The following is a 21221-nucleotide window of genomic DNA, read 5'->3' as shown; positions in this document are numbered from 1 at the left end:
ATGAAGTATTCGGTTGACAAGAACGAAAAATATATTCTGCTTACGCTTGAAGAGGATAGGCTGAATTCTCTGATGTCGCCGGCCCTGAAGTCGGAGCTGGTTATTTTTAATGCGGAGGGTTTCCGCAATATCATCCTGGATCTTTCCCACGTAGATCATATAGATTCTTCCGGCTTGAGCTGCCTGCTGACCGCGAATCGCATTTGCCAGAATTCCGGCGGATCCTTTGTGCTTACGGGCCTTAAACCAACGGTTGAACAATTAATAGGGATCACACAGCTTGACAAGTCCCTGAAAATTGTTCCCACAAAAGAGGAGGCCATAGATTTTGTATATATGGAAGAACTTGAAAGAGAGATAAATAAAAAGGACTAAAGGTGAAATTTCAGTTAACGATACTGGGAAGCAGTTCCGCCACACCGGTCAGGAACCGTTTTCCCAGCTCACAGCTACTGAATATTAATGAAAAATTATTTCTGATCGATTGCGGCGAAGCTACCCAGATCCAGTTGCTTCGATACGGGCTGAAGGCCTCCCGCATTGACCATATTTTTATCAGCCATATGCACGGGGACCATTATTTCGGGTTGCCCGGGCTGCTTTCTACCCTGCATTTGAACGGCCGCGTAAAACCCCTGTATTTATACGGTCCGCCCGAACTGATGGAAATCATCAGTCTTACGCTGACCCATTCGCAGACCCGGTTAAGATATCCTCTGGAGTTTTACCCGGTGGATCCTTCCGAGCCCGGGCAGATCTTTGAAAATGCGGAGATCACCGTAGAGACCATTATCATGAATCACCGCATTCCCTGCACCGGGTTTTTGTTCCGGGAGAAAGCGCGCCTGCCAAATATCGCCCGGGAGAAGATACAGGAGTATGAGATCCCTACCCAAGCCATTGCGGATATAAAACAAGGGGCTGATTTCACGCTTCCCAACGGAATCCTGATTCCGAACAGGGAGTTAACCATCCCGCCGCGCCCTTCCCGCGCCTTTGCTTATTGTGCCGACACGCTGGTAAAACCTGATATTGTTTCGCAAATAAAAACGGTTGACTTGCTTTATCATGAAGCTACGTTCATGAACGAAATGCTTGACAGGGCAAATGAAACTTTTCATTCCACCGCTGCCCAGGCAGCCGCAATCGCGCTGGAGGCGAAGGTAAAAAAGTTGGTCATCGGACATTTTTCCGCACGCTACCGCGAGCTTTCTCCCCTGTTAACGGAGGCCCGTGCTGTTTTTCCCGCTACGGAACTGGCAAAAGAAGGAACTGTTTTCCAGGTGGGAGAACCGGCTTCCTCCTGATCGCAGTCCCGGGCAGCAGACAGCCGGCCGGGAACTAAAATTCATCACTAACGGCATAAACCCGGCTAAGCGGAAGCGTCTGCCCGTTTATGTGCAGCTGATGCCGTTCCAGCTTATCGACTTTGCCCTTTGCTACTATATAAGAACGATGGATTCGGGCAAATAACTCTTCCGGGAGCAGGTCCAGCGTCTCCTGCATTGTCAGCCGTGACAGGATCCGTTGACCGGTGAGTACAAACGTCATGTAATTTCCGGCGGCTTCAATATAAAGGACATCTTTAAAGTGAACCTTGATCTTTTCACTACCTGATTTCAGGAAAATATAACCCGCTTCAGGATTACCCGGACCGGAAGGGGCGCTTTTCAGCTCCAGCCGTTCTTTTGCTTTATTACAAGCTTTGAGGAAACGGGGCATGGAAAAAGGCTTCAACAGGTAATCCAGTGCGTCCAGTTCATAACTCCTGACCGCATGCTCGGAATAGGCCGTTGTAAAGACCACCATGGGTTTTACGGCGAGGGCTTCCATAAATTCCAGCCCCGAAATATCGGGCATTTTTATATCCAGGAAAATCAGGTCAACGGGCTGCTCATGCAGGAATTCCAGGGCCTCAAATGCGTTGGTAAAGCAATCCTCCAGTTGGAGAAAAGAAACCTTTTCGGCATGAGACCGGATAACCTCCAGGGCCAGGGGTTCATCATCTATAGCTATCGCCTTCATTTCAGTTCAATGGTCAGGTGAACAAAATATTCGCTTTCATTTTCCCTGATGACAAGTTCGTGCTTCCCCTGGTAAATAAGCATTAATCGCTGCCTTACGTTTTCCAGGCCAATACCTTTATTCTGTCTTTCCGGGTCATCCTCGTTTTTCCGGTGAATGCTATTGTAAATATCGAAATAAAGCCGCTGGTTGTCACATTTGAGCGCAATTTTTATCCAGGAACTTTTCCGGAGGCTGATCCCATGCTTGAAAGCATTTTCCACAAAGGGAATGAGCAACATTGGCGCAATGGAATGCCCGAAGCAAAGGTCGTCATGAATATTTGTTTCAATCCGGATACTTTCCGATTGGGCCAGCCGCAGCTTTTGCAGGTGAATATAATCTTCCAGGTACTCTATTTCCCTTGCCAGGCTGATCGTATCCTGGTGATTTTCATGCAGCATGAACCGCATCATATCGCCCAGCTTCTGAATGCCTTCGCCCGTTTTGGCCGCGTTTTCCTGCAGGGAAGTGCCATAAAGCGTATTCAGGGCATTGAAAAGGAAGTGCGGGTTAATCTGGGAACGCAGGAATTGCAGGCCGGAATTGACCCTGCCCAGCTCCTTTTTAAGAAATACAAGCTCTAAGATCCGTTCCTTATTCTGCTGGTACACAATGTACGCGATACCTATGGCCGCCGCCGTAGAAAAAAGCCAGGAAATAAACAGGTAACCCGGATGACTTCCCATGGAAGCGAGAATAAGCATAAAAGGAAGGAACAGTAGTGCAGCGAAAAGGACAGCCCGTGCAATAGCCGGAGCCGGTTTTTCCCTGCTGTTCTCATACCTTGGAATAAACCGGTAAAGGCTTATCTGGTAGAGTGCGTATGCGTAGGGAAAGATCCCGATCCATACCGGTCCGAGCGTACGCATACTGTTCGTACCCATGATCCAGGCCAAAACAAGAAACCAGACTGCGAGAACCAGTAGCGTATCCCGCAATATCCTGCTGAACAGTGATTTTTGTTTCTCCGGGTTGAACAGGTAAAATTCTATTATCTTTTTAATGAAGGCGTATAAAAAGTAGGCGCAGAATAAACCGGCCACCACAGGGGCATTCCTGACAAAATAATAGGAAAGGTTGCTCTCATAGAGCATATCCTGGTAATAAAAGGCCAGGGAAAAGACAGTGAGGGTTAGAACGAAGGCGCCCAGGGTAAGGAGCCCTATCCGGTTATAGTCCTTTTGCGGGTAATAACGCGGTATAACATAATTGTTGAGGAAAATAAAGGCGAGGTAGGCGACAAGGCATATAGCGATCTGGGGATACAGGGAATTCAACAGGTGATCGTATGCCAGGCCCTTTTCCGCGAATCTTGCTTCCATATGGCCGATGAAGGAATTGGGGCCCGTATGGGACATATTGCGTTGGGCGCCGTCAATAAACAGGTAAACGGCGATTACCAGGAAGATCGTAGCTGCCCAGAATTCGGCTTTCCGGAATTTCATATCACTTAATTAGGGTTAACATTAAAATTAGCATTTTGCTCCTGCAATGTTAACCCCCGGACAATTGCTTTAGAAAAAAATGTGACGAAGGCCCCCAAAAATGTGACGGAGCCATTTCCCCGGAAATAAAATGACTTGTGCGGGGCGTTTTTATTGAACGCCGCAGGTTTCACTCATAAGAGAATTCCCCGAATTCGGAACGGATTGTGACTTTTTTGCCAGCGAAAGGTGCTACCCGGCCGATTACCTGTGCATCCACCCCAAAGCTTTGAGAAATGGCTACCAGCTCGTCGGCCACTATTTCCGGAACGTAGAGTTCCATGCGATGCCCCATGTTGAAGACCTTGTACATTTCTTCCCAAGGGGTACCGGATTGTTCCTGGATAAGGTGGAACAGCGGAGGGCAGGGGAACATATTGTCCTTGACCACATGCAGGTTTTCAATAAAATGCAGCACTTTCGTTTGCGCGCCTCCGCTGCAATGGACCATGCCGTGGATCTGCGGCCGGTATAATTCGAGCATTTTCTTTATGACCGGTGCATAGGTGCGGGTAGGGGAGAGTACCAGCTTCCCGGCTGTTGCCTGCACTTCCCTGGAGGCACTTCCCGCGCTGTCATAGAAAGAAATGCTGATGGTGTCTGTTAGTTTTTTGCCTCCGCTGAATACCAGTTCAGCAGGGACCGCCGGGTCATAACTTTCCGGGTACTTCCGGGCGATTTCCTTATTGAATACATCATGACGTGCAGAAGTAAGGCCATTACTTCCCATGCCGCCGTTATACTCGCTTTCATAACGAGCCTGCCCGAAAGAAGCCAGGCCTACGATGACGTCGCCTGCCGCTATCCGGTCATTGCTGATCACTTCTTTCCGCTTCATGCGGCAGCTTACGGTAGAATCAACGATCAATGTCCTTACCAGGTCCCCTACATCGGCAGTTTCGCCGCCGGTGGAATAAATGCCGATACCGTAGGAACGCAGTTCTTCAAGGATCTCTTCCGTACCGTTGATCAGGGCCGCAATCACTTCGCCGGGCACCAGGTTCTTATTCCGCCCTATCGTGGAAGAAAGCAGGATGTTGTCAGTAGCGCCCACGCAAAGCAGGTCATCGGTATTCATGACGATGGCGTCCTGGGCAATACCTTTCCATACGCTCATATCCCCGGTTTCTTTCCAGTAGGTATAGGCCAGGGAAGATTTCGTACCAGCTCCGTCGGCATGCATGATATTGCAGTAACCATCCTCTCCGCCCAGTATATCGGGAATGATCTTACAGAAGGCTTTAGGGAAAATGCCTTTATCTATGTGCTTTATGGCTGCATGCACGTCTTCTTTGGCGGCGGAAACCCCGCGCCTGCTGTAACGAAGGTCATTGTTCATGCTGCAAATGTACAAATTTGGGCATATGTTCAGGCGGTAGTTTGAGTAAGTGTAAATGCGGTAAGGAAGCCTGCTGCAGTGATCAGGTTGTCATCATCCCTAAAGATAAAAACTCCGGAGCAATTTTAGCTGCCCGGAGTTCTTATCTTGTCAGGTATAATAACCTACTAACGGATGAATAACAGTTCCCTGTATTTCGGCATGGGCCATACGGAATCGTCCACCATTCGTTCGAGCTTTTCGATATTATACCGGATAGTATCGAAGTAAGGCTTTACCTTTTCATCGTATGCAGCGGCCATCTTCCGCGTATCGGTCAGTTTGTTTGCCTTTTTACGTTCCTCGGTCATGGCGTCCACGTTCTTCTTCACCAGGTTCACATGCTCCGATATTTTTTGAATAATGTCAAGCTGACTTTCGTAGGTCTTTTTATCCAGGCCTATTTCTTTCAGGCCTCTGACATTATTAACGAGGCTGGTCTGGTAAGTAAGGGCAGTTGGGATAATATGGTTCTGCGCCAGGTCGCCAAGCACCCGTCCTTCGATCTGGATCTTCTTGATAAAGGCTTCCAGCAGGATCTCATATCTTGCATGCAGTTCCCTTTCTGTGAAAATATCCTGATCCGTGAATAATTTCTGCGCCTTCGGCGTTACGTAAGCGTCCAGGGAAATAGGAGTGGTGCGAAGGTTAGGCAGGCCGCGCTTCTCCGCTTCCTTATGCCATTCTTCACTGTAATTGTTGCCTTCAAAAAGAATGTTCTTGGATTCCTTAATGTATTGGCGTATTACTTTCAGGATGGCAACGTCCTTCTTTTCCTTCTTTTTGATAAGGCTGTCAACGTCTTTTTTAAAGAGTTCCAGTTGCTCCGCCACAATAGCGGAAAGGATTGTCATAGGCGCCGCGCAATTGGCATAGGAACCTACCGCGCGAAACTCAAACTTATTACCGGTAAAGGCAAAAGGTGAAGTCCGGTTGCGGTCCGTATTGTCAAATAATATTTGCGGGATCTTGGGGATATTCAGTTTAACAGTATCAGTATTCCTGTCTTTCTTAGCTACCCGGTGGCTTTCTATCTCCTCAAGCGCTTCGGTCAGCTGGGAGCCGATAAAGATAGAAATGATCGCCGGTGGAGCTTCATTGGCGCCCAGGCGGTGATCGTTGCCCGCAGAAGCAATTCCAGCCCGCATGAGATCAGCATGTTTGTGGACCGCTTTAATGGTATTGACGAAAAACGTAAGGAACATCAGGTTGTTTTTCGGAGTCTTACCGGGGGAAAGCAGATTTTTGCCGTTGTTGGTGATCAGCGACCAGTTATTGTGCTTACCCGATCCGTTAACGCCGGCAAAGGGCTTTTCATGGAGCAATACCTTGAAATGATGCCTTAGCGCAATCTTGTCCATGAGGTCCATCAACAACTGGTTATGGTCAATGGCCAGGTTGATCTCTTCGTAGAGGGGAGCGCATTCGAACTGCGCAGGAGCTACCTCGTTATGACGGGTCTTCAGGGGAATTCCCAGCTTCAGCGCTTCAGTTTCCAGTTCGCTCATAAATGCCTGCACGCGGCGGGGGATGGTGCCAAAATAATGGTCTTCCAGCTGCTGGTTCTTCGCCGACATATGACCAAAGAGGGTCCGGTTGGTGAGGTACAGGTCTGGCCGGGCATTATAGAGCGAAAGATCTACCAGGAAATATTCCTGCTCAATACCCAGGCTTGCATTTACCTTGCTTACCGATTTGTCGAAATAATGGCAAACGTCCACCGCGGCCTGGTCCAGCCGGCTAATGGCTTTCAGTAAGGGCGCCTTATAATCAAGGGCTTCTCCGGTATAGGAAATGAAAACAGTAGGAATACAAAGCGTGGCGCTTCCTCCGGACTGGCTTTCAATAATAAATGCCGGAGAGGAAGGATCCCAGGCTGTATATCCGCGGGCTTCAAAGGTGACCCTCAGGCCGCCGCTCGGAAAACTGGACGCATCCGGTTCCTGCTGGGCCAATGACTCGCCGCTGAACTTTTCAAGGCCCGTACCGTCAGGGGAGGCTTCAAAAAAGGTGTCGTGTTTTTCCGCCGTAAGGCCGGTGAGCGGCTGGAACCAATGGGTATAATGGGTGGCGCCCTTGCTCATTGCCCAAGCTTTCATGCCTGAAGCAATCTGGTCAGCCATTTCCCGTTCAACCGGGGTTCCCTGCTCAATTGCATTTTTTACACTTTGAAAAGCTTCTTTGGAAAGAAATTCTTTCATTGTGCTTTCATTGAACACATTCGTGCCGAAATAATCCGAGATTCTGTCGGAAGGCGGAGTGATCTTTACCGGTGTTCTGCCAAGAACACTTTCTAAAGCTTTAAAGCGTAAAGTGGACATATTTGCTTGTTTTTTCTTTTTTTTATAAAAATCGAGACAAAAATAGCTGAAAAAATCAAAAACCAATGCGAATTACCAAAAAAATCTGTCTAAAATTGCAAAATATGAAAGGTTTATCAGCATTTTTCTGTTTTTGCATCAATAAATGGTCACAATATTATACTTCAATGCATAAACTACCAATCCGGCCATATTCCGGACCTGTGCTTTCCGGAGTAAGTTATCCCGATGACCGTTAACGGTTTTTATGCTGATGAACAGTTTTTCTGCTATTTCGGCCGTTGTGAATTCCCTGCAGATCAATTCCAGCACTTCCAGTTCACGTGCGGTAAATGTGCTGGGATGAATACTTTCAAAACCCTTTTCGCGGTTTTTCAAGGTATTCTGGATGGCCCTGAGCAAACCTTCATTTATATAAAAGCCATTTTCATACACACTATTGATCGCCTTACGGACTTCTTCCGGCTCGGCGTCCTTTAAAAGGTAACCGTGGGCGCCCAGTTCGACAAGATGCGCCATATAACTTTCTTCCTTGTGGACAGAAAGCACAATAATGCGTATATCCGGAAATTCAGCCCGCAATATTTTAGTGGTTTCCATTCCGTCCAGCACCGGCATATTCAGGTCAAGGAGTACCAGATGGGGCAGTACTCCGGCATTATTAAGAGAATCAATGAACTGACGCCCGTTTCCGGCTTCCCCGATTATTTCCAGTTCTTCATAACTTTTGAGTAGCTCCTTCATTCCTTTCCGGAAAAGCAGCTGATCATCGACAATTGTTATTTTAATCTTCATAAAGATATTTCAATGCGTACATCCATGCCTTTTCCCGGCGCCGAGTCAAGAGTAATGGTTCCGCTTAACATCGCAATCCTGCTTTCAATGTTCTTAAACCCTAACCCGGAAGCAAGGACTTCGGGATCCCGGGCCGCGCCCGTATCCATGCCCTTGCCGTTATCCTGGTAAACCGCTTTTAAATTATTCCCCTCCACCTGCAAGTGCATGGTTATTTTGCCTGCATTTGCGTGCTTCAACGTATTGTTGCATAGTTCGGACACAATACGGTACATCGCCAGTTCCACTTCGGGCGGCAAGCGCTCCCGGTCGGTTTCGTACTGAAAGTCTGTTTCCACGGAAGCCTGAAGATCCCGGAAAAATCCTTCCAGGCAGCGGAACAGCCCGAAAGTTTCCAGGGAAGGGGGGAGCAGGTTATGCGAAATATTCCGGACGCTCTGAATGGTAGTGCCAAGCATTTCCCGCGCTTCAAGTGAAAGCTGCCGCACTCTGCCGGGATCTCCGGCGTCCTGCTGAATCAGCTTCATCTTTAGCTTTATGCCGGCCAGTAAAGCTCCCGCCTCGTCATGAAGATCTCGCGAAAATCGCCGCCTTTCCTGTTCTTCCACCCGGATCGCGTTCTTCAGCAGCTCCTGCTGATGTTCCAGCCGGTTCTTTTCCAGCTGCAGCTGCTTCTGGTATATTTTCTTTACCGACTTGAAATAGAACAGGATAAAGCCTACCGCTATCAGGCAAAAAGCGAAAGTCCCCGTTAAAAAAAGGATCAAAAAGCGGCTTTCTTCCCCAGTAACCATATGCCGCGCGCTAAAATGATCTGAAAGATAAGATGGAACACCTTGTGCATGTCCCAGATGAGTTTACTGACGCTCATTGGATAGTTGGTTAAGACATAACTACCGGAAATAAAGAACAGTAAACTTACTGAGAAATATAGAAATATTGCGTTGTTGATCCATAATAAGGACCTCTTGATACTTTCCGTTTCTTCCGATTCAAGCAAATGGAAATAGAATAATATCGCGCACCCCAATATAAGGAGAGCTTCCACAGTTCTTGCATTGGAGTTTATTTCAAATATAGATTGCAGAAAAATAGAGTTCAGTATTGTGAAAAGAGAAAAGAAAACTATTGTTATCCAGAAAAACGCCGGCCTGATTTTTTTTAACAGCAATTGGCTATAGAACAGGAGGAGAATCACACCTTCTGCTAACGTGTAAATATGCAGGCCCGGTAAAGTATTCCCTGTACGTAATAACACCAGAACCGTTGCAGTTAATTCTCCGATCGTCGAAATTAATGTAAAAACAATAATAAGTTTGAACCGGCGGGGAATCTGCCTGAATCGCAACAAAGAAATAGAAAATGGAATTAAGGCTCCAAAGAGACTTATTTTGCGGAAAATATTTAATATGTCAGGTTCAAGTGATAGCAGCACTAGCTTTGTTTTAGCGGGCTTTCTTTATCACAATAGGGTGGGCATGCGGTGGTGAAATCATAAACCTCGCTGTTATCCGGTTCCGTTCCGATAATATCTTTTCCGGGCCCCATCGTTAAATTATCATCCTCCTCCACGCCAACAAGCACCAGGCGGCTTTTGCCGTACTTCCCGGTTTCGGTGTTGTAGTCCTTCCCAAGGTATACACGTACAGTACTAAAGCCTTTTTCCTGCTTTAATTGAATGAGGTCATCTAATGGAATAGTAAATCCGTCTACAAAGGCAGGAAAGCCTTCTTCGCAATTTGTACACTCTTTATTGAAAGGAGCGATAAAATTCCGCCAGTTGGTGGTAATGTCCACCGCCTCTTCCAGCGAGATCTCATCCTTGTGTTTCTGAAGCGGATAGTTTTTTGAACTCATCATCAGGTTATTCTATATGCTTCCACAAAAATAAAAAAGATTGCCGAACGGGCAACCATTTTCGTTGTTTGCGTCACATTATGCCCTTTGTAAGCATATATGAATTAACAGGTAACCAGCCGCGAGGCAGCGGCAAAATGCCTGCTGCCTGCAACTGGCAATGTGCCCCACATTTGTAGCATTAGGATTTTGCTGCTTATCTGGAGGACAAGCCGGATAAATTTAAGTTAGTAGTAATTGATCATCCGGGTTATTTATTGATTGGTAATTCTTGTTTCATATAACTGACAGCTGCTCCGGCGGGAGCCGCCGGAGATCAACTGTCATACAGGTTTGATTATGAAGAGATACTTCTTAAATCGGCGGCAATTTGACCTTTTTCTTATACAAAAACTATTTTTCTCAGTAGTTTTACCTATAAAAATAATAGTCCGTGACAACTAAGTTTGAAAATATGGAAGAGCAGGATGGATTTACCGTTTTGGAAAACAAGACCATTGGTCGTAACCTGGCCTTGTTCCGGAAGCTCCGGGATAAAAAAGCAATGGAAGTAGCGGATTACGTGGGAATCGGAGAAGCCGCCTATACGAAGTATGAGCGCGGAGAAAGCAAGATCACTGTAGACATTATTCAGAAAGTAGCCGAGTACCTGGCCATAGACCCTTTACAAATCGTTTCTGTTTCTCCGAATCATTTCGTGGAAAACGTTAGTAATTCACCCTTTGCTATTCACGGCAGCGTGCAGACATCGAATGAAGAACTTAACCGGGTAATGCTAAGGCTGATGGAAAGCGTGGTGTCGGTGAATGAGCGGTTAATTACCTTGCTGGAAGAAAAAAAACCGAAAAAGTATTGACATAGGGCTGTCAGCAGGCCGTGCTATCATTGTGTCAAAACACGATTTGACCATGAGAAAAGTGATCGGCCTGATTGTAAAAAGCCAGTACAAATGGCTGGGGATGGTATACCGTCACGGATGGACGGTCAGCTGAAAACAGGTTCCAGTAAAGTAAATGAGCCCTGGCCGGCGTCCATGCGCACACTGCCGCCAACCGGAAGAATGAATTGCCGGCTTATATGGCCAATCAGGGCGCCGGAATAGGCCGGGATGTCAAGAGGCCGGATGTAATGGTCAAGGATTTCGTCGAGGGTAAGGGAGCCATAGCCTTCGCCGGGGTTACATTCGGTACACTGGCCGAAAATAAAGCCCGCCAGGTTCTCCAGGGCGCCGCATAACTGCAGCTGGCTCATCATGCGGTCTACCCGGTATAATTGTTCGCCGACTTCTTCCAGGAACATGATCTTGCCGGAAAAATCGGGAAAGTACTTTGAACCAGCTATGCCGGTAAGTACCGAAAGGTTTCCGCCCAGCAGTTCTCCGCTGGCCTGTCCGCTTTGAATGGTGCGGGTCCGGTTTTGCCGGATAATGAGATCATCGCCTTTACTTTGCGGGTTTTTCCAGGCCGGCAGCGCGCCGTCAAGGAATAACGAACGGAATTGCGCGGCATTGTAACCGGGCCACGCGCTGCTTGCCATGGGGCCGTGAAAGGTGACGAGGCCGGTTTGCGTGTAGATGGCCATATGCAGGGCGGTGATATCGCTGTAGCCCATAAATACTTTGGGACGCGCCCGTATGGATTCGTAATCTACCAGGGGCAGGATGCGGGCGGCGCCGGAGCCACCGCGAAGGCAGATAATGCCCTTGACTTCGGGATCGGCGAACATCTTGTTCAGGTCTCCGGCGCGTTCTTTATCCGAGCCGGCCAGATGTCCGTAGCGGTCATTTACATGTTCACCCATTTTCACCTTAAATCCCAGCGCTTGTATCACTTCACGCGCGAACTGAAAGGGCATTTCTTCAAATAAGGTCGCGGAAGGGCTGATGACTCCGATGGTATCGCCTTTTTTAAGGGCGGGCGGGAAAATCTTCTCCGGCATCCCGCTAATACCTAAGATCGCTGGGGGATACGTTTGCGCCGCTTCGGAAGAGTTTCCTGTAACTGCGCCCTGCAAGGCTGTTCCGCTAAGATCCGCGGGTAAGGCGTTCAGCGGTCCGCTGCCTGGCAGGAAGGGTGAGAGCATTATTCCTCCGCCGAGTGTTCTTAAAAAAGCGCGTTTGTCCATGTTCAAGCTGCTTGAATGGAACGAATTTATAAAAAATCCCCGACAGGCCGGAAACATCCTGTTTTTAACTCGTGTTATTTTGCTAAATTTGCCTGCATACAAATTTTACCATCACGTTGGAAGATCAGTTAACCACCCAGGAGACCGCGCAGAAACTGGGCCTTTTACCCGAAGAATTCGAAAAAATTAAGGAGATCCTTGGCCGGACCCCGAATTTTAATGAACTGAGTATCTACTCGGTCATGTGGAGCGAACACTGCTCCTATAAAAACTCCATTACCTGGTTGAAAATGCTGCCGAAAGACGGGCCGCGTATGCTGGCTAAAGCCGGTGAAGAAAATGCCGGAATGGTGGATATCGGCCAGGGACTGGCTTGCGTTTTCAAAATTGAATCGCACAACCATCCTTCCGCGCTGGAGCCTTACCAGGGCGCCGCTACCGGGGTGGGAGGAATCAACCGCGATATTTTCACTATGGGAGCCCGGCCTGTCGCCCAGCTGAATTCGCTTCGTTTCGGGGATCCAAAGCTTCCCCGTAACCAATGGCTCATGCGGGGAGTGGTAAAGGGGATCGGTGATTACGGTAACGCTTTCGGGATCCCTACGGTAGCAGGTGAGGTGTTTTTTGACGAATGCTTCACGGTGAACCCATTGGTGAATGCCATGTCAGTAGGGGTGGTGGAAAATGGAAAAACTGCTTCCGCAACTTCCTTCGGAGCGGGCAACCCGGTTTATATCGTGGGATCAGCCACCGGAAAAGACGGGATTCACGGCGCCGCCTTCGCTTCCAAAGATATTACAGAAGAATCTGCCAAGGATCTTCCGGCGGTACAGGTTGGCGACCCTTTCCAGGAAAAACTATTGCTGGAAGCCACCCTGGAAGTGATTGCTTCAGGTGCGGTAGTAGGGATGCAGGACATGGGCGCGGCTGGTATCATTTGTTCCAATTCAGAGATGTCGGCCAAGGGCGAACACGGGATGGATATTCATCTTGACCGCGTTCCCATGCGGCAGGAAAATATGCTTCCCTGGGAGATCCTGCTGTCCGAATCGCAGGAACGGATGCTGATCGTTGTGGAAAAGGGAAAAGAAGCGTTGGTGGAAAAGATCTTCGATAAATGGGATCTCAACTGTGCCATCATCGGCGAAGTCACCGAGGGCGACCGCTTACGGTATTTTATGCACGGCGAACTGGTGGCCAATGTTCCGGCTGAATCCCTGGTGCTTGGAGGCGGGGCTCCCGTTTACCAGCGCTCCTTCAAGGAACCCGCTTATTACCAGGAAAATAAATCATTCAGAATAGATAACGTAGAGGAACCCCGTGACCTGAAGGCTGTGATTCGCCACCTGACCGGGCATCCTAATATTGCCTCTAAACGCTGGGTTTACAACCAGTACGATTCTACCATCGGCACCGTGAACATGACCACCAATGCTCCCAGCGATGCGGGGGTAACTGTATTGAAGGGCACGGAAAAGGCGCTGGCCATGACCGTCGACTGCAATTCCCGTTACGTATGGGCCGATCCGCAGGAAGGCTGCGCCATTGCAGTAGCCGAGGCTGCCAGGAATATTGTTTGCGCGGGTGGAGAGCCTGTTGCCGTTACCAATTGCCTGAATTTTGGCAATCCTTATAATCCGGAAGTCTATTGGCAGTTTGTGGAAGCCATCAAAGGTATGTCAAAAGCCTGCGAAAAGTTCCAGACGCCTGTTACCGGTGGAAATGTAAGCTTTTACAATCAATCCTCGGACGAGGGACCGGTATTCCCGAGCCCTGTTATTGGTATGCTGGGCATTCTGGATAACAGGGATACCTTCACTTCCCTGGCCTTTTGCCAGCCGGGCGACCTGATCTACCTGGTGGGGGAATCCAAAAATGATATTGCTTCATCCCAGTACCTTTATTCCTGGCATGGAATTAAAAAATCCCCGGCTCCCTTTTTCGACCTGGAAAAGGAATTCGAGGTGCAGCAGGTGGTAAAGAACCTGATCCTGGAAAACCTGGTTGATTCCGCCCACGACGTTTCAGATGGCGGGCTGTACATTACGCTGCTGGAGTCCGCGATGCCGCGCCGCCTTGGTTTTGATATCAGCACGGACATGAGCGTGCGCAAGGACGCTTTCCTTTTCGGGGAGTCCCAGAGCCGCGTTGTGGTATCGGTCAAGCCGGAACTCCAGGAACAATTCCTGGAGTTCATGTCCAACTTTGACGTGGAGTTTAGCCTCCTGGGCAATGTGAACGACGGCGACCTGATCATAGACGGGGAATCCTTCGGGGAGATTGAAGAAGCAAAAGATCTCTACGATAACGCTCTGCATCACATCCTGGAAACCGAAGCATAACGAGCCCTGAGCTTCCTGGCAGCGGAGACCATATTGCGTAAGGCGGCTTCTGTTTCAGGCCAGTCCCGGGTTTTCAGTCCGCAGTCAGGATTCACCCAGAGCTGTTCCGCAGGTATAACGTCCAGCGCCTTGTCCATCAAGGCTTCCATCTCCTTTTCAGCAGGGATGCGTGGAGAATGAATGTCATAAATACCGGGCCCTATTTCATTCGGATAGGCGAAACCGGCAAAGGCCTCGAGAAGCTCCATCTGGGAGCGGGAAGTTTCTATGGTGATTACATCCGCATCCATTTTCCCGATCGCTTCTATGATATCATTGAATTCAGAATAACACATATGCGTGTGTACCTGGGTGCTGGCATCCACTCCAGAGGAGGCAAGCCGGAAAGCGTTCACAGCCCAGTCCAGATAGGATTTCCATTGTTCTCTTCTTAACGGCAGTCCTTCGCGAAGGGCTGGTTCGTCAATCTGGATCAGGGGGACGCCGCTTCGTTCCAGGTCCAGTACTTCTTTCCGGATAGCAAGCGCGATCTGGAAGGCAGTTTCTTCCCGGGGCTGATCGTCCCTGACGAATGACCATTGCAGGATGGTAACAGGCCCGGTGAGCATGCCTTTAACCGGTTTGGATGTTTGCTGCATGGCAAAGCCGGCCATCTCTACTGTCATAGGGCGGGGACGGCTGACATCTCCGAATATAAGCGGCGGTTTTACTGCCCGGGAACCGTAACTTTGCACCCAGCCGTTTTGCGTAAAAGCAAAGCCTTCCAGTTGTTCCCCGAAATATTGTACCATATCATTGCGCTCAAACTCGCCGTGAACAAGCACGTCAAGTCCGATCTCTTCCTGTTTCCGGATCAGGTCCGCGGTCTTTGCCCTGATAATCGCGGTATATTCCTGCCGGCTTATCGCGCCCTGGTTAAGACGGCTGCGCAGTTCCCGGATTTCTTTAGTCTGGGGGAAGGATCCAATAGTCGTAGTGGGAAATAAGGGCAGTTTCAGTTTCTCCTGCTGTAATTGTTTCCGTTGCCTGAATGGCTGGTTACGGATGGTCATTTCCACGCTCACGGAAGCAAGCGCCTGCTGAACATGCTGATTAGTGATCAGGGAGGAATTACGGCGCTCTTCTATGCAATGCCTGTTTTCAAGGAGTTCAGGGTCGTTTCCGGCATGATCTCCGCGTGAAGCAAGGCTTGCGATGGTTGCTACTTCCCGTACCTTTTGTTTAGCAAACGCGATCCAATTCTTAACCGCTTCAGGAAGGGTGCGGGTATCACTTTCCAGTTCCAGGTCGAAGGGTACATGCAGCAGGGAACAGGAGGGCGCGATCCAGAGCCGGCCTTCCGTTTTTAGCTGTTCCGCTTCAGAAAGCAGTGTTAAAGAACGGGCAAAGTCATTTTTCCAGATATTCCTTCCATCTACAATGCCGGCGGAAAGGATCACCGAAGCCGGAAGCCTGTTAAGCACCTGTTTTAATTGCCCGGGGGCTCTCACCAGGTCTATGTGCAAGGCGTCAATGCCCAGGGAGCAGGCGAGGCTCGTGTTTTCATGCAAGCCTTCGAAATAGGTAGCCAGGAGGAGTTTCAGCGCCGGCACCTGCTCTTTCAGATACGTGTATGCGGTTTGGAAGGCCTTCTTTGTGTGTTGGTCCAGGGCGGTCACCAGGAAAGGCTCATCCAGCTGCACCCAATCCGCTCCGGCTTCAGCAAGACGTTGCAGGAGTTCGCTATAAACCGGCAATAGCCTGTCCAGCAGGTCGAGCCGGTGGAAGCCGCCTTCTTTCTCTTTTCCCAGCAACAGAAAGGATACCGGCCCGATCAGTACGGGCTTTGCGGCAATGCCCAGTTCCTTTGCCTCAAGGAATTCCTCCAGGGGTTTGTGCGGGCGCAGGCGGAATGACTGAGCCGCGGTAAATTCAGGTACAATGTAATGGTAATTGGTGTCAAACCATTTGGTCATTTCCATGGCGGTAACATCCAGTCCGTTTTGCTGGTATCCGCGGGCCATGGCAAAATAAAGATCCGTCTCCGGCAGGGACTCAAGCGCGCCATAACGTTCCGGGACAGCGCCTGTAATAAGCACCATGTCCAGCACCTGGTCGTAGAGGGAAAAGTCATTGCAGGGAATAAGGTCAATCCCGGCTTCCTGCTGCAGCTGCCAATTGTAACGTTTTTGCCTTTTACCTGCTTCCGCAAGATCCGGAAGCGTAATTTTTCCGCGCCAGTATTGCTCGCAGGCTTTCTTGATCTCACGTGCCGCCCCAATGCGGGGGAATCCTAAAAGATGGGTTTTCATTATGTTGTTTTTTAGCTTTATATCGCGAAAGCGTGTTCTTAGTGTCCGGTCAGTGACACTAAAGAGTAGGTAAGTCTCCCGGCTGAGAGCATTCAGGCCTGCCTTCCCATTCGTTCGTACGAACAGTGGCGTTCCGGGTCTTGGTTTTCCCGGCGGACTGAACAGGGAAGTTAAACTTCCTATGCTCATTACGGTTGCGCGTCAGCTCGTGATTTTCACACGATTCCTTTTTAATCCTGTACCGCCTGGGTACAGGAACCGCACTCTTTAAAATATGGAAAAGAACATCAGGCGGCAAACATAAGAAATTGCCGCCAGTATTTGGTACATTATTATGGCAAATCCTAATTATGAAAGCCCCGTTCCAGGTCTTCGATAAGATCGTCAATGTTTTCTATCCCTGTGGATACCCTCAGGAGGTTTTCAGGAGACAGGCTTCCCGGCCCTTCCTGGGAAGCGCGGTGTTCTATCAGGCTTTCCACACCGCCCAGGCTGGTGGCATGGGTAAAAAGGCGGCAGTTATTTATCAGCTTCATTGCTTCCGCCCGGCCTCCCCTGACAAGAAAGGAGAGCATGCCTCCATAGCCGCTCATTTGCGAGCGGGCTGTTTCATGCCCGGGATGGTGCGGAAGTCCGGGGTGAAATACTTTTTCTACCTGCGGATGGGCGGCGAGCCAGCCCGCGAGCTGCATGGCGTTGGCATCGTGAACCCGCATGCGGCAGGCGAGCGTTTTAATACCCCTTAGGGTAAGGTAACAGTCAAAAGGCGAAAGTACGCCGCCTCCAAGGGTTTGCACCTGCCTGATCCTGTCAAAGAAATCACCGCGCTGACGGCAGATAATGGCGCCGCCCAAAACATCACTATGCCCGCCCATATACTTGGTAGACGAATGCATGACCAGGTCGGCTCCCAGCTCCAGGGGACGCTGGAATACTGGTGTGGCAAAGGTATTGTCGCACACGGTAGTAATTCCCTTTTCAGCTGCCAGCGCGGTTACCGCCCGGATATCGGTCACTTTCATCAGCGGATTGGAAGGAGTTTCTATCCAGATCAGCCGGGTACGGGGCTTCAGGTAATCCCTTATACGGTCAAAATTTACAAAGGAAAATTCCAGCTGCCAGCGCGTCATTACTTCGCGGATCATATTCTGAATGCCCATATACATATCCTCGGGGACAATCACATGGTCACCGGGTTCCAGGGCCTGGAATACCGCCATGGCAGCTGCTGAGCCGGAAGAAAAGCAAGCGGCGTCTTCCCCGCCTTCCAGTGCCGCCAGGCATTTTTCAAGCGCTGTCCGCGTAGGATTGCCGTGCCGGGTATACATGTAGCCGCTGGAAAAGTTGCCTTCCTCATCCCGGCGGAAGGTAGTGGATAACTGAAGAGGCGGAATGACCGGGCCGGCCGAAGCATCCGCAGGATCGCTTCCGGCGTGAATAGCAAGCGTATCTATTTTCATGGTTAAATTTAAGCTTTTACCGGAGGTTTACTGGGGCGGATCTCCACCTTACTCGGAAGGCTGCGGGGATGCATCTCTAAAAGGTCGGAAAGCAACTCGCCGATATCTTCCGGCTGTATTTTCCAGGCGTCTTTTTCGGAAGGTTCGTTGTTATTGAAGTGGGAAGCGACCGACCCCGGCATGATGGTCGTTACTTTAACATCCTGCTGCCGGAGGTCAAGCATTAAGGCCTGGCTGTATCCCACGATTGCAAACTTGCTGGCATTGTACCCCGTTCCGCCGGCGAAGAAGTTGGCTCCTGCCAGGCTTCCAATGGTAATGATATATCCTTTTGCTTTGATAATAGCTTCCAAAGCCGCCTTGGTGCTGTTAAAGACGCCGGTAAGATTGGTGTCGATCATGGCGTTCCATTGCTCATGGCTCAGTTCGCCGATGGGAGCGTAATGCCCTACGCCTGCATTGGCCACAAGCACATCCAGCTGGCCCCATTTCTCAAGGATGGCAGCTACCGCCTTTTGTTCGTCCGTGAAACTGCGTACGTCTGACTGCAGGGGAAGCACGTTTTCCGCGTTTCCCAGCTTTTGAGCGGTCTTCGCTGCGGCTTCCATACTGCGGCTGCTGATAGCGACACGATATCCCTTGTTTAACAGGAAAGCGGCAATGCCCTCGCCGATCCCCTTGCTGGCGCCGGTAATGTAAACTACTTTTTGGTTGGTCATATAACGGTTGTTTTATTTGTTACAGAATTCTCCGCGAATTTTCGCCGGAAGAGGGCGATGCTTGCCCCCGAACGGCGGCTGGGCGGGAAGCGGGCGAGCAAAGCCAATAATAATACATGGCCCGGGACGGAAATGTTTTGGACCAGAAAAATAATATGAAGAAGCCGAAACATATATTGCTGGAATCGTTATTGTAGTAGGAATAGTTCAAAAAAAAGGGTCGCCATGGCAAAATTTACAAATTCACTAATCAATGAAAGCAGCCCGTACCTGCTGCAGCACGCTCATAATCCCGTAAATTGGTATGCCTGGGGGCCGGAGGCGCTTGAAAAGGCAAAAAGGGAGGATAAGCTTCTGCTGGTCAGTATTGGCTATTCTTCCTGCCATTGGTGCCATGTCATGGAACATGAAAGTTTCGAGGATGAGGAGATCGCGCAAATCATGAATGAACGATATGTGTGTGTCAAAGTAGACAGGGAGGAGCGGCCGGATATCGACCAAGTATACATGAACGCCGTACAGTTGATGACCGGGCAGGGAGGATGGCCGCTGAATTGCTTTACTTTGCCCGATCAGCGGCCGGTTTACGGAGGGACGTATTTCCGCCCGGAAGACTGGAAGAGCCTCCTCATGAACCTGGATGATTTTTTCAGGAAGAAACGGACCGAAGCGGAAGCGTATGCAGGCAAGTTAACAGCCGGCATCCGGCAGTCAGAGCAGGTGCTACTGGTTGAAACAGAAAAGGAGTTCAGCTCACAGGACCTCCGGGAGATTTATGAACCCTGGCTGCAATACTTTGATTTCCGGGAAGGCGGCCATGCACGGGCTCCGAAATTTCCGCTTCCAAATAATTTCCTGTTCCTGCTAAGATATGCTTATCACTCCGGCGAAGCTTCGGCTGAAAAAATCCTGCAGCTTACCCTTGACAAAATGTGCCGCGGAGGTATCTATGATCAGCTGGGCGGCGGCTTCTCCCGTTATTCAGTGGATGCACAATGGCACGTGCCGCATTTTGAAAAGATGCTCTACGATAACGGCCAGCTTGTGAGTTTGTATTCCGAAGGTTTTACTTATTCACGGTCAGAACTTTACAGGCAAACGGTTTATGAAACACTTGAATTTATCGAACGCGAAATGACATCTCCGGAAGGAGGGTTTTATTCCGCCCTGGACGCCGACAGTGAAGGTGTGGAAGGCAAGTTTTATTGCTGGACGAAGGAAGAAATTGAAAAAGCCAGGCTGGATCAGCAGCCGGGGGCCGGTCAGGGCAAAACCAGAACAGTACCCGGAACCGAAGTCGAAACCGGAACCGAGGCCGGAACAGGAGTTGGAACCGAATCCGGAACCGCGGGCAGAACCGGAACCGGTAACGATGGCGTACCCGGAAACGAAGCGGTGTTCTGTACGTATTATAATATTACGCGGGAAGGTAACTGGGAAGGTACCAATATATTAAGGCGCCTTCATTCAGACGGGGAAATTGCCCGGCAGTACGGTATTTCCCCAGTGGAGCTGGGAAATATAGTTTCGGAGGGAAAGAAAAAGCTGATGCAGCTCAGGCAGCAGCGGGTGCGTCCCGGCCTCGACGATAAAATCCTGGCTTCCTGGAACGGCATCATGCTCAAAGGTTACCTGGACGCTTACCGGGCATTTGGGGAAGAGCGTTTCATGATAAGGGCATTGAAGAACGCTCAATTTTTAAAGAGTAACCTGTTCCGGGGGGATGATGAGCTGTTCAGGAGCTTTAAAGATGGTAAGGTTGCGATCAGCGGTTTCCTGGATGACTATGCTTTTGTATCGGACGCCTTTATCGCGCTTTACGAAGCAACCTTTGATGAGCAATGGCTGCAGCTGGCCCGCGGCCTGGCGGAGCGGGCCCTTCAGGATTTTTATAACGCCGAAAGCGGAATGTTCTTTTACACTTCTGTCCGGGGCGAGCCCCTCATCGACCGGAAGTACGAGCTGATGGACAACGTCATCCCTTCTTCGAATTCCACGATGGCGAATGTGCTGCATCGCCTGGGGCTGATCTTTGATGAGCCGCGTTACCTCCGGATAAGCCGGCAAATGCTCCGGAATGTAATGGAACCGATGAAAGGATATGGCTCGGCTTATTCTAATTGGGCCATCTTACTGCAGCATCAGGTAGCCGGAATGTATGAAGTGGCCATAACAGGCCCTGAGGCGATAGGAAAGCGAAAAGAGCTGGACAAATCCTATATTCCGAATAAGATCCTTCTTGGGGGCGAAAAGGGTACGCTGCCTTTGCTGGACGGTAAATTTACCAGGCAAACGATGATTTATGTTTGCCGGAATAAAACCTGCCAGCTTCCGGTATCCGAAGCGGGTAAAGCCCTGGACCAAATGCGCTCACAGGGATAAA

The 21221-nt window shown here is 49.7% G+C and carries 16 protein-coding genes and 1 riboswitch; of the genes, 5 read left to right on the top strand and 11 right to left on the bottom strand.

What is annotated here, in order from left to right:
* Positions 1 to 375 (top strand): STAS domain-containing protein, encoded by a 375-nt coding sequence (locus tag FRZ59_RS13980; protein WP_132128446.1) that lies wholly within the window; start codon positions 1 to 3, stop codon positions 373 to 375.
* A 2-nt stretch (positions 376 to 377) separates the two neighbouring features.
* Positions 378 to 1307, top strand: coding sequence for a ribonuclease Z (locus FRZ59_RS13975; protein WP_132128445.1), 930 nt, complete (start codon positions 378 to 380; stop codon positions 1305 to 1307).
* A 34-nt stretch (positions 1308 to 1341) separates the two neighbouring features.
* On the opposite strand, the gene FRZ59_RS13970 is transcribed toward FRZ59_RS13975, so the two are convergent.
* The 7 genes from FRZ59_RS13970 to FRZ59_RS13940 all read right to left on the bottom strand — a co-directional run bounded on the left by FRZ59_RS13970 (position 1342) and on the right by FRZ59_RS13940 (position 9905).
* The gene (locus FRZ59_RS13970; RefSeq protein WP_132128444.1) at positions 1342 to 2025 is read right to left on the bottom strand and encodes a LytR/AlgR family response regulator transcription factor; all 684 of its coding nucleotides are present in this window, start codon (positions 2023 to 2025) and stop codon (positions 1342 to 1344) included.
* Complete coding sequence (locus FRZ59_RS13965; protein ID WP_207910238.1) at positions 2022 to 3512, bottom strand: sensor histidine kinase; 1491 nt, start codon at positions 3510 to 3512, stop codon at positions 2022 to 2024. The genes FRZ59_RS13970 and FRZ59_RS13965 overlap by 4 nt, the downstream gene beginning before the upstream one ends.
* A gap of 169 nt (positions 3513 to 3681) precedes the next feature.
* Entirely contained in the window at positions 3682 to 4890 is a 1209-nt protein-coding gene (locus FRZ59_RS13960; protein WP_132128443.1) for an AIR synthase related protein, read from the bottom strand.
* Between the two features lie 167 nt (positions 4891 to 5057).
* Complete coding sequence (locus FRZ59_RS13955; RefSeq protein WP_132128442.1) at positions 5058 to 7250, bottom strand: glutamine synthetase III family protein; 2193 nt, start codon at positions 7248 to 7250, stop codon at positions 5058 to 5060.
* A gap of 138 nt (positions 7251 to 7388) precedes the next feature.
* Positions 7389 to 8045, bottom strand: coding sequence for a response regulator transcription factor (locus tag FRZ59_RS13950; protein ID WP_132128441.1), 657 nt, complete (start codon positions 8043 to 8045; stop codon positions 7389 to 7391).
* The gene (locus FRZ59_RS13945) at positions 8042 to 8812 is read right to left on the bottom strand and encodes a sensor histidine kinase (protein WP_158640636.1); all 771 of its coding nucleotides are present in this window, start codon (positions 8810 to 8812) and stop codon (positions 8042 to 8044) included. Before FRZ59_RS13945 ends, FRZ59_RS13950 begins: the two co-directional genes overlap by 4 nt.
* Positions 8813 to 9479: 667 nt before the next feature.
* Positions 9480 to 9905: a hypothetical protein gene (locus tag FRZ59_RS13940; protein ID WP_132128439.1), complete on the bottom strand. Its 426-nt coding sequence runs from the start codon at positions 9903 to 9905 to the stop codon at positions 9480 to 9482.
* A gap of 430 nt (positions 9906 to 10335) precedes the next feature.
* Here FRZ59_RS13940 and FRZ59_RS13935 point away from each other — a divergent pair, with 430 nt between their 5' ends.
* Positions 10336 to 10758, top strand: coding sequence for a helix-turn-helix domain-containing protein (locus FRZ59_RS13935; RefSeq protein WP_207910237.1), 423 nt, complete (start codon positions 10336 to 10338; stop codon positions 10756 to 10758).
* A gap of 128 nt (positions 10759 to 10886) precedes the next feature.
* Here the strand turns inward: FRZ59_RS13935 and FRZ59_RS13930 are convergent, their stop codons facing one another.
* Positions 10887 to 12026 carry a S66 peptidase family protein gene (locus tag FRZ59_RS13930; RefSeq protein WP_225975070.1) on the bottom strand — a complete coding sequence of 380 codons (1140 nt, stop codon included), beginning with the start codon at positions 12024 to 12026 and terminating at the stop codon, positions 10887 to 10889.
* Between the two features lie 116 nt (positions 12027 to 12142).
* Here FRZ59_RS13930 and purL point away from each other — a divergent pair, with 116 nt between their 5' ends.
* Complete coding sequence (purL, locus tag FRZ59_RS13925) at positions 12143 to 14368, top strand: phosphoribosylformylglycinamidine synthase subunit PurL (protein WP_132128438.1); 2226 nt, start codon at positions 12143 to 12145, stop codon at positions 14366 to 14368.
* Here the strand turns inward: purL and metE are convergent.
* From metE to FRZ59_RS13910, 3 genes are all read right to left on the bottom strand, one after another.
* The gene (gene metE, locus FRZ59_RS13920) at positions 14344 to 16659 is read right to left on the bottom strand and encodes a 5-methyltetrahydropteroyltriglutamate--homocysteine S-methyltransferase (protein ID WP_192901576.1); all 2316 of its coding nucleotides are present in this window, start codon (positions 16657 to 16659) and stop codon (positions 14344 to 14346) included. The two genes, purL and metE, sit on opposite strands and share 25 nt — an antisense overlap.
* Positions 16660 to 16710: 51 nt before the next feature.
* Positions 16711 to 16938, bottom strand: a riboswitch (cobalamin riboswitch).
* Between the two features lie 65 nt (positions 16939 to 17003).
* Positions 17004 to 18119 carry a trans-sulfuration enzyme family protein gene (locus FRZ59_RS13915; RefSeq protein WP_132128436.1) on the bottom strand — a complete coding sequence of 372 codons (1116 nt, stop codon included), beginning with the start codon at positions 18117 to 18119 and terminating at the stop codon, positions 17004 to 17006.
* A gap of 8 nt (positions 18120 to 18127) precedes the next feature.
* Positions 18128 to 18838, bottom strand: a complete 711-nt coding sequence (locus FRZ59_RS13910; protein ID WP_132128435.1) for an SDR family oxidoreductase — start codon at positions 18836 to 18838, stop codon at positions 18128 to 18130.
* A 225-nt stretch (positions 18839 to 19063) separates the two neighbouring features.
* On the opposite strand from FRZ59_RS13910, the gene FRZ59_RS13905 reads away from it, so the two are divergent.
* Positions 19064 to 21220 carry a thioredoxin domain-containing protein gene (locus tag FRZ59_RS13905; protein WP_132128434.1) on the top strand — a complete coding sequence of 719 codons (2157 nt, stop codon included), beginning with the start codon at positions 19064 to 19066 and terminating at the stop codon, positions 21218 to 21220.
* Position 21221 lies beyond the last annotated feature (1 nt).

The organism is Anseongella ginsenosidimutans, from assembly GCF_008033235.1.
Lineage (GTDB): Bacteria > Bacteroidota > Bacteroidia > Sphingobacteriales > Sphingobacteriaceae > Anseongella > Anseongella ginsenosidimutans.
The sequence above is the reverse complement of the archived record's forward strand: the minus strand, read 5'-3'. Positions and strand labels throughout refer to the sequence as shown.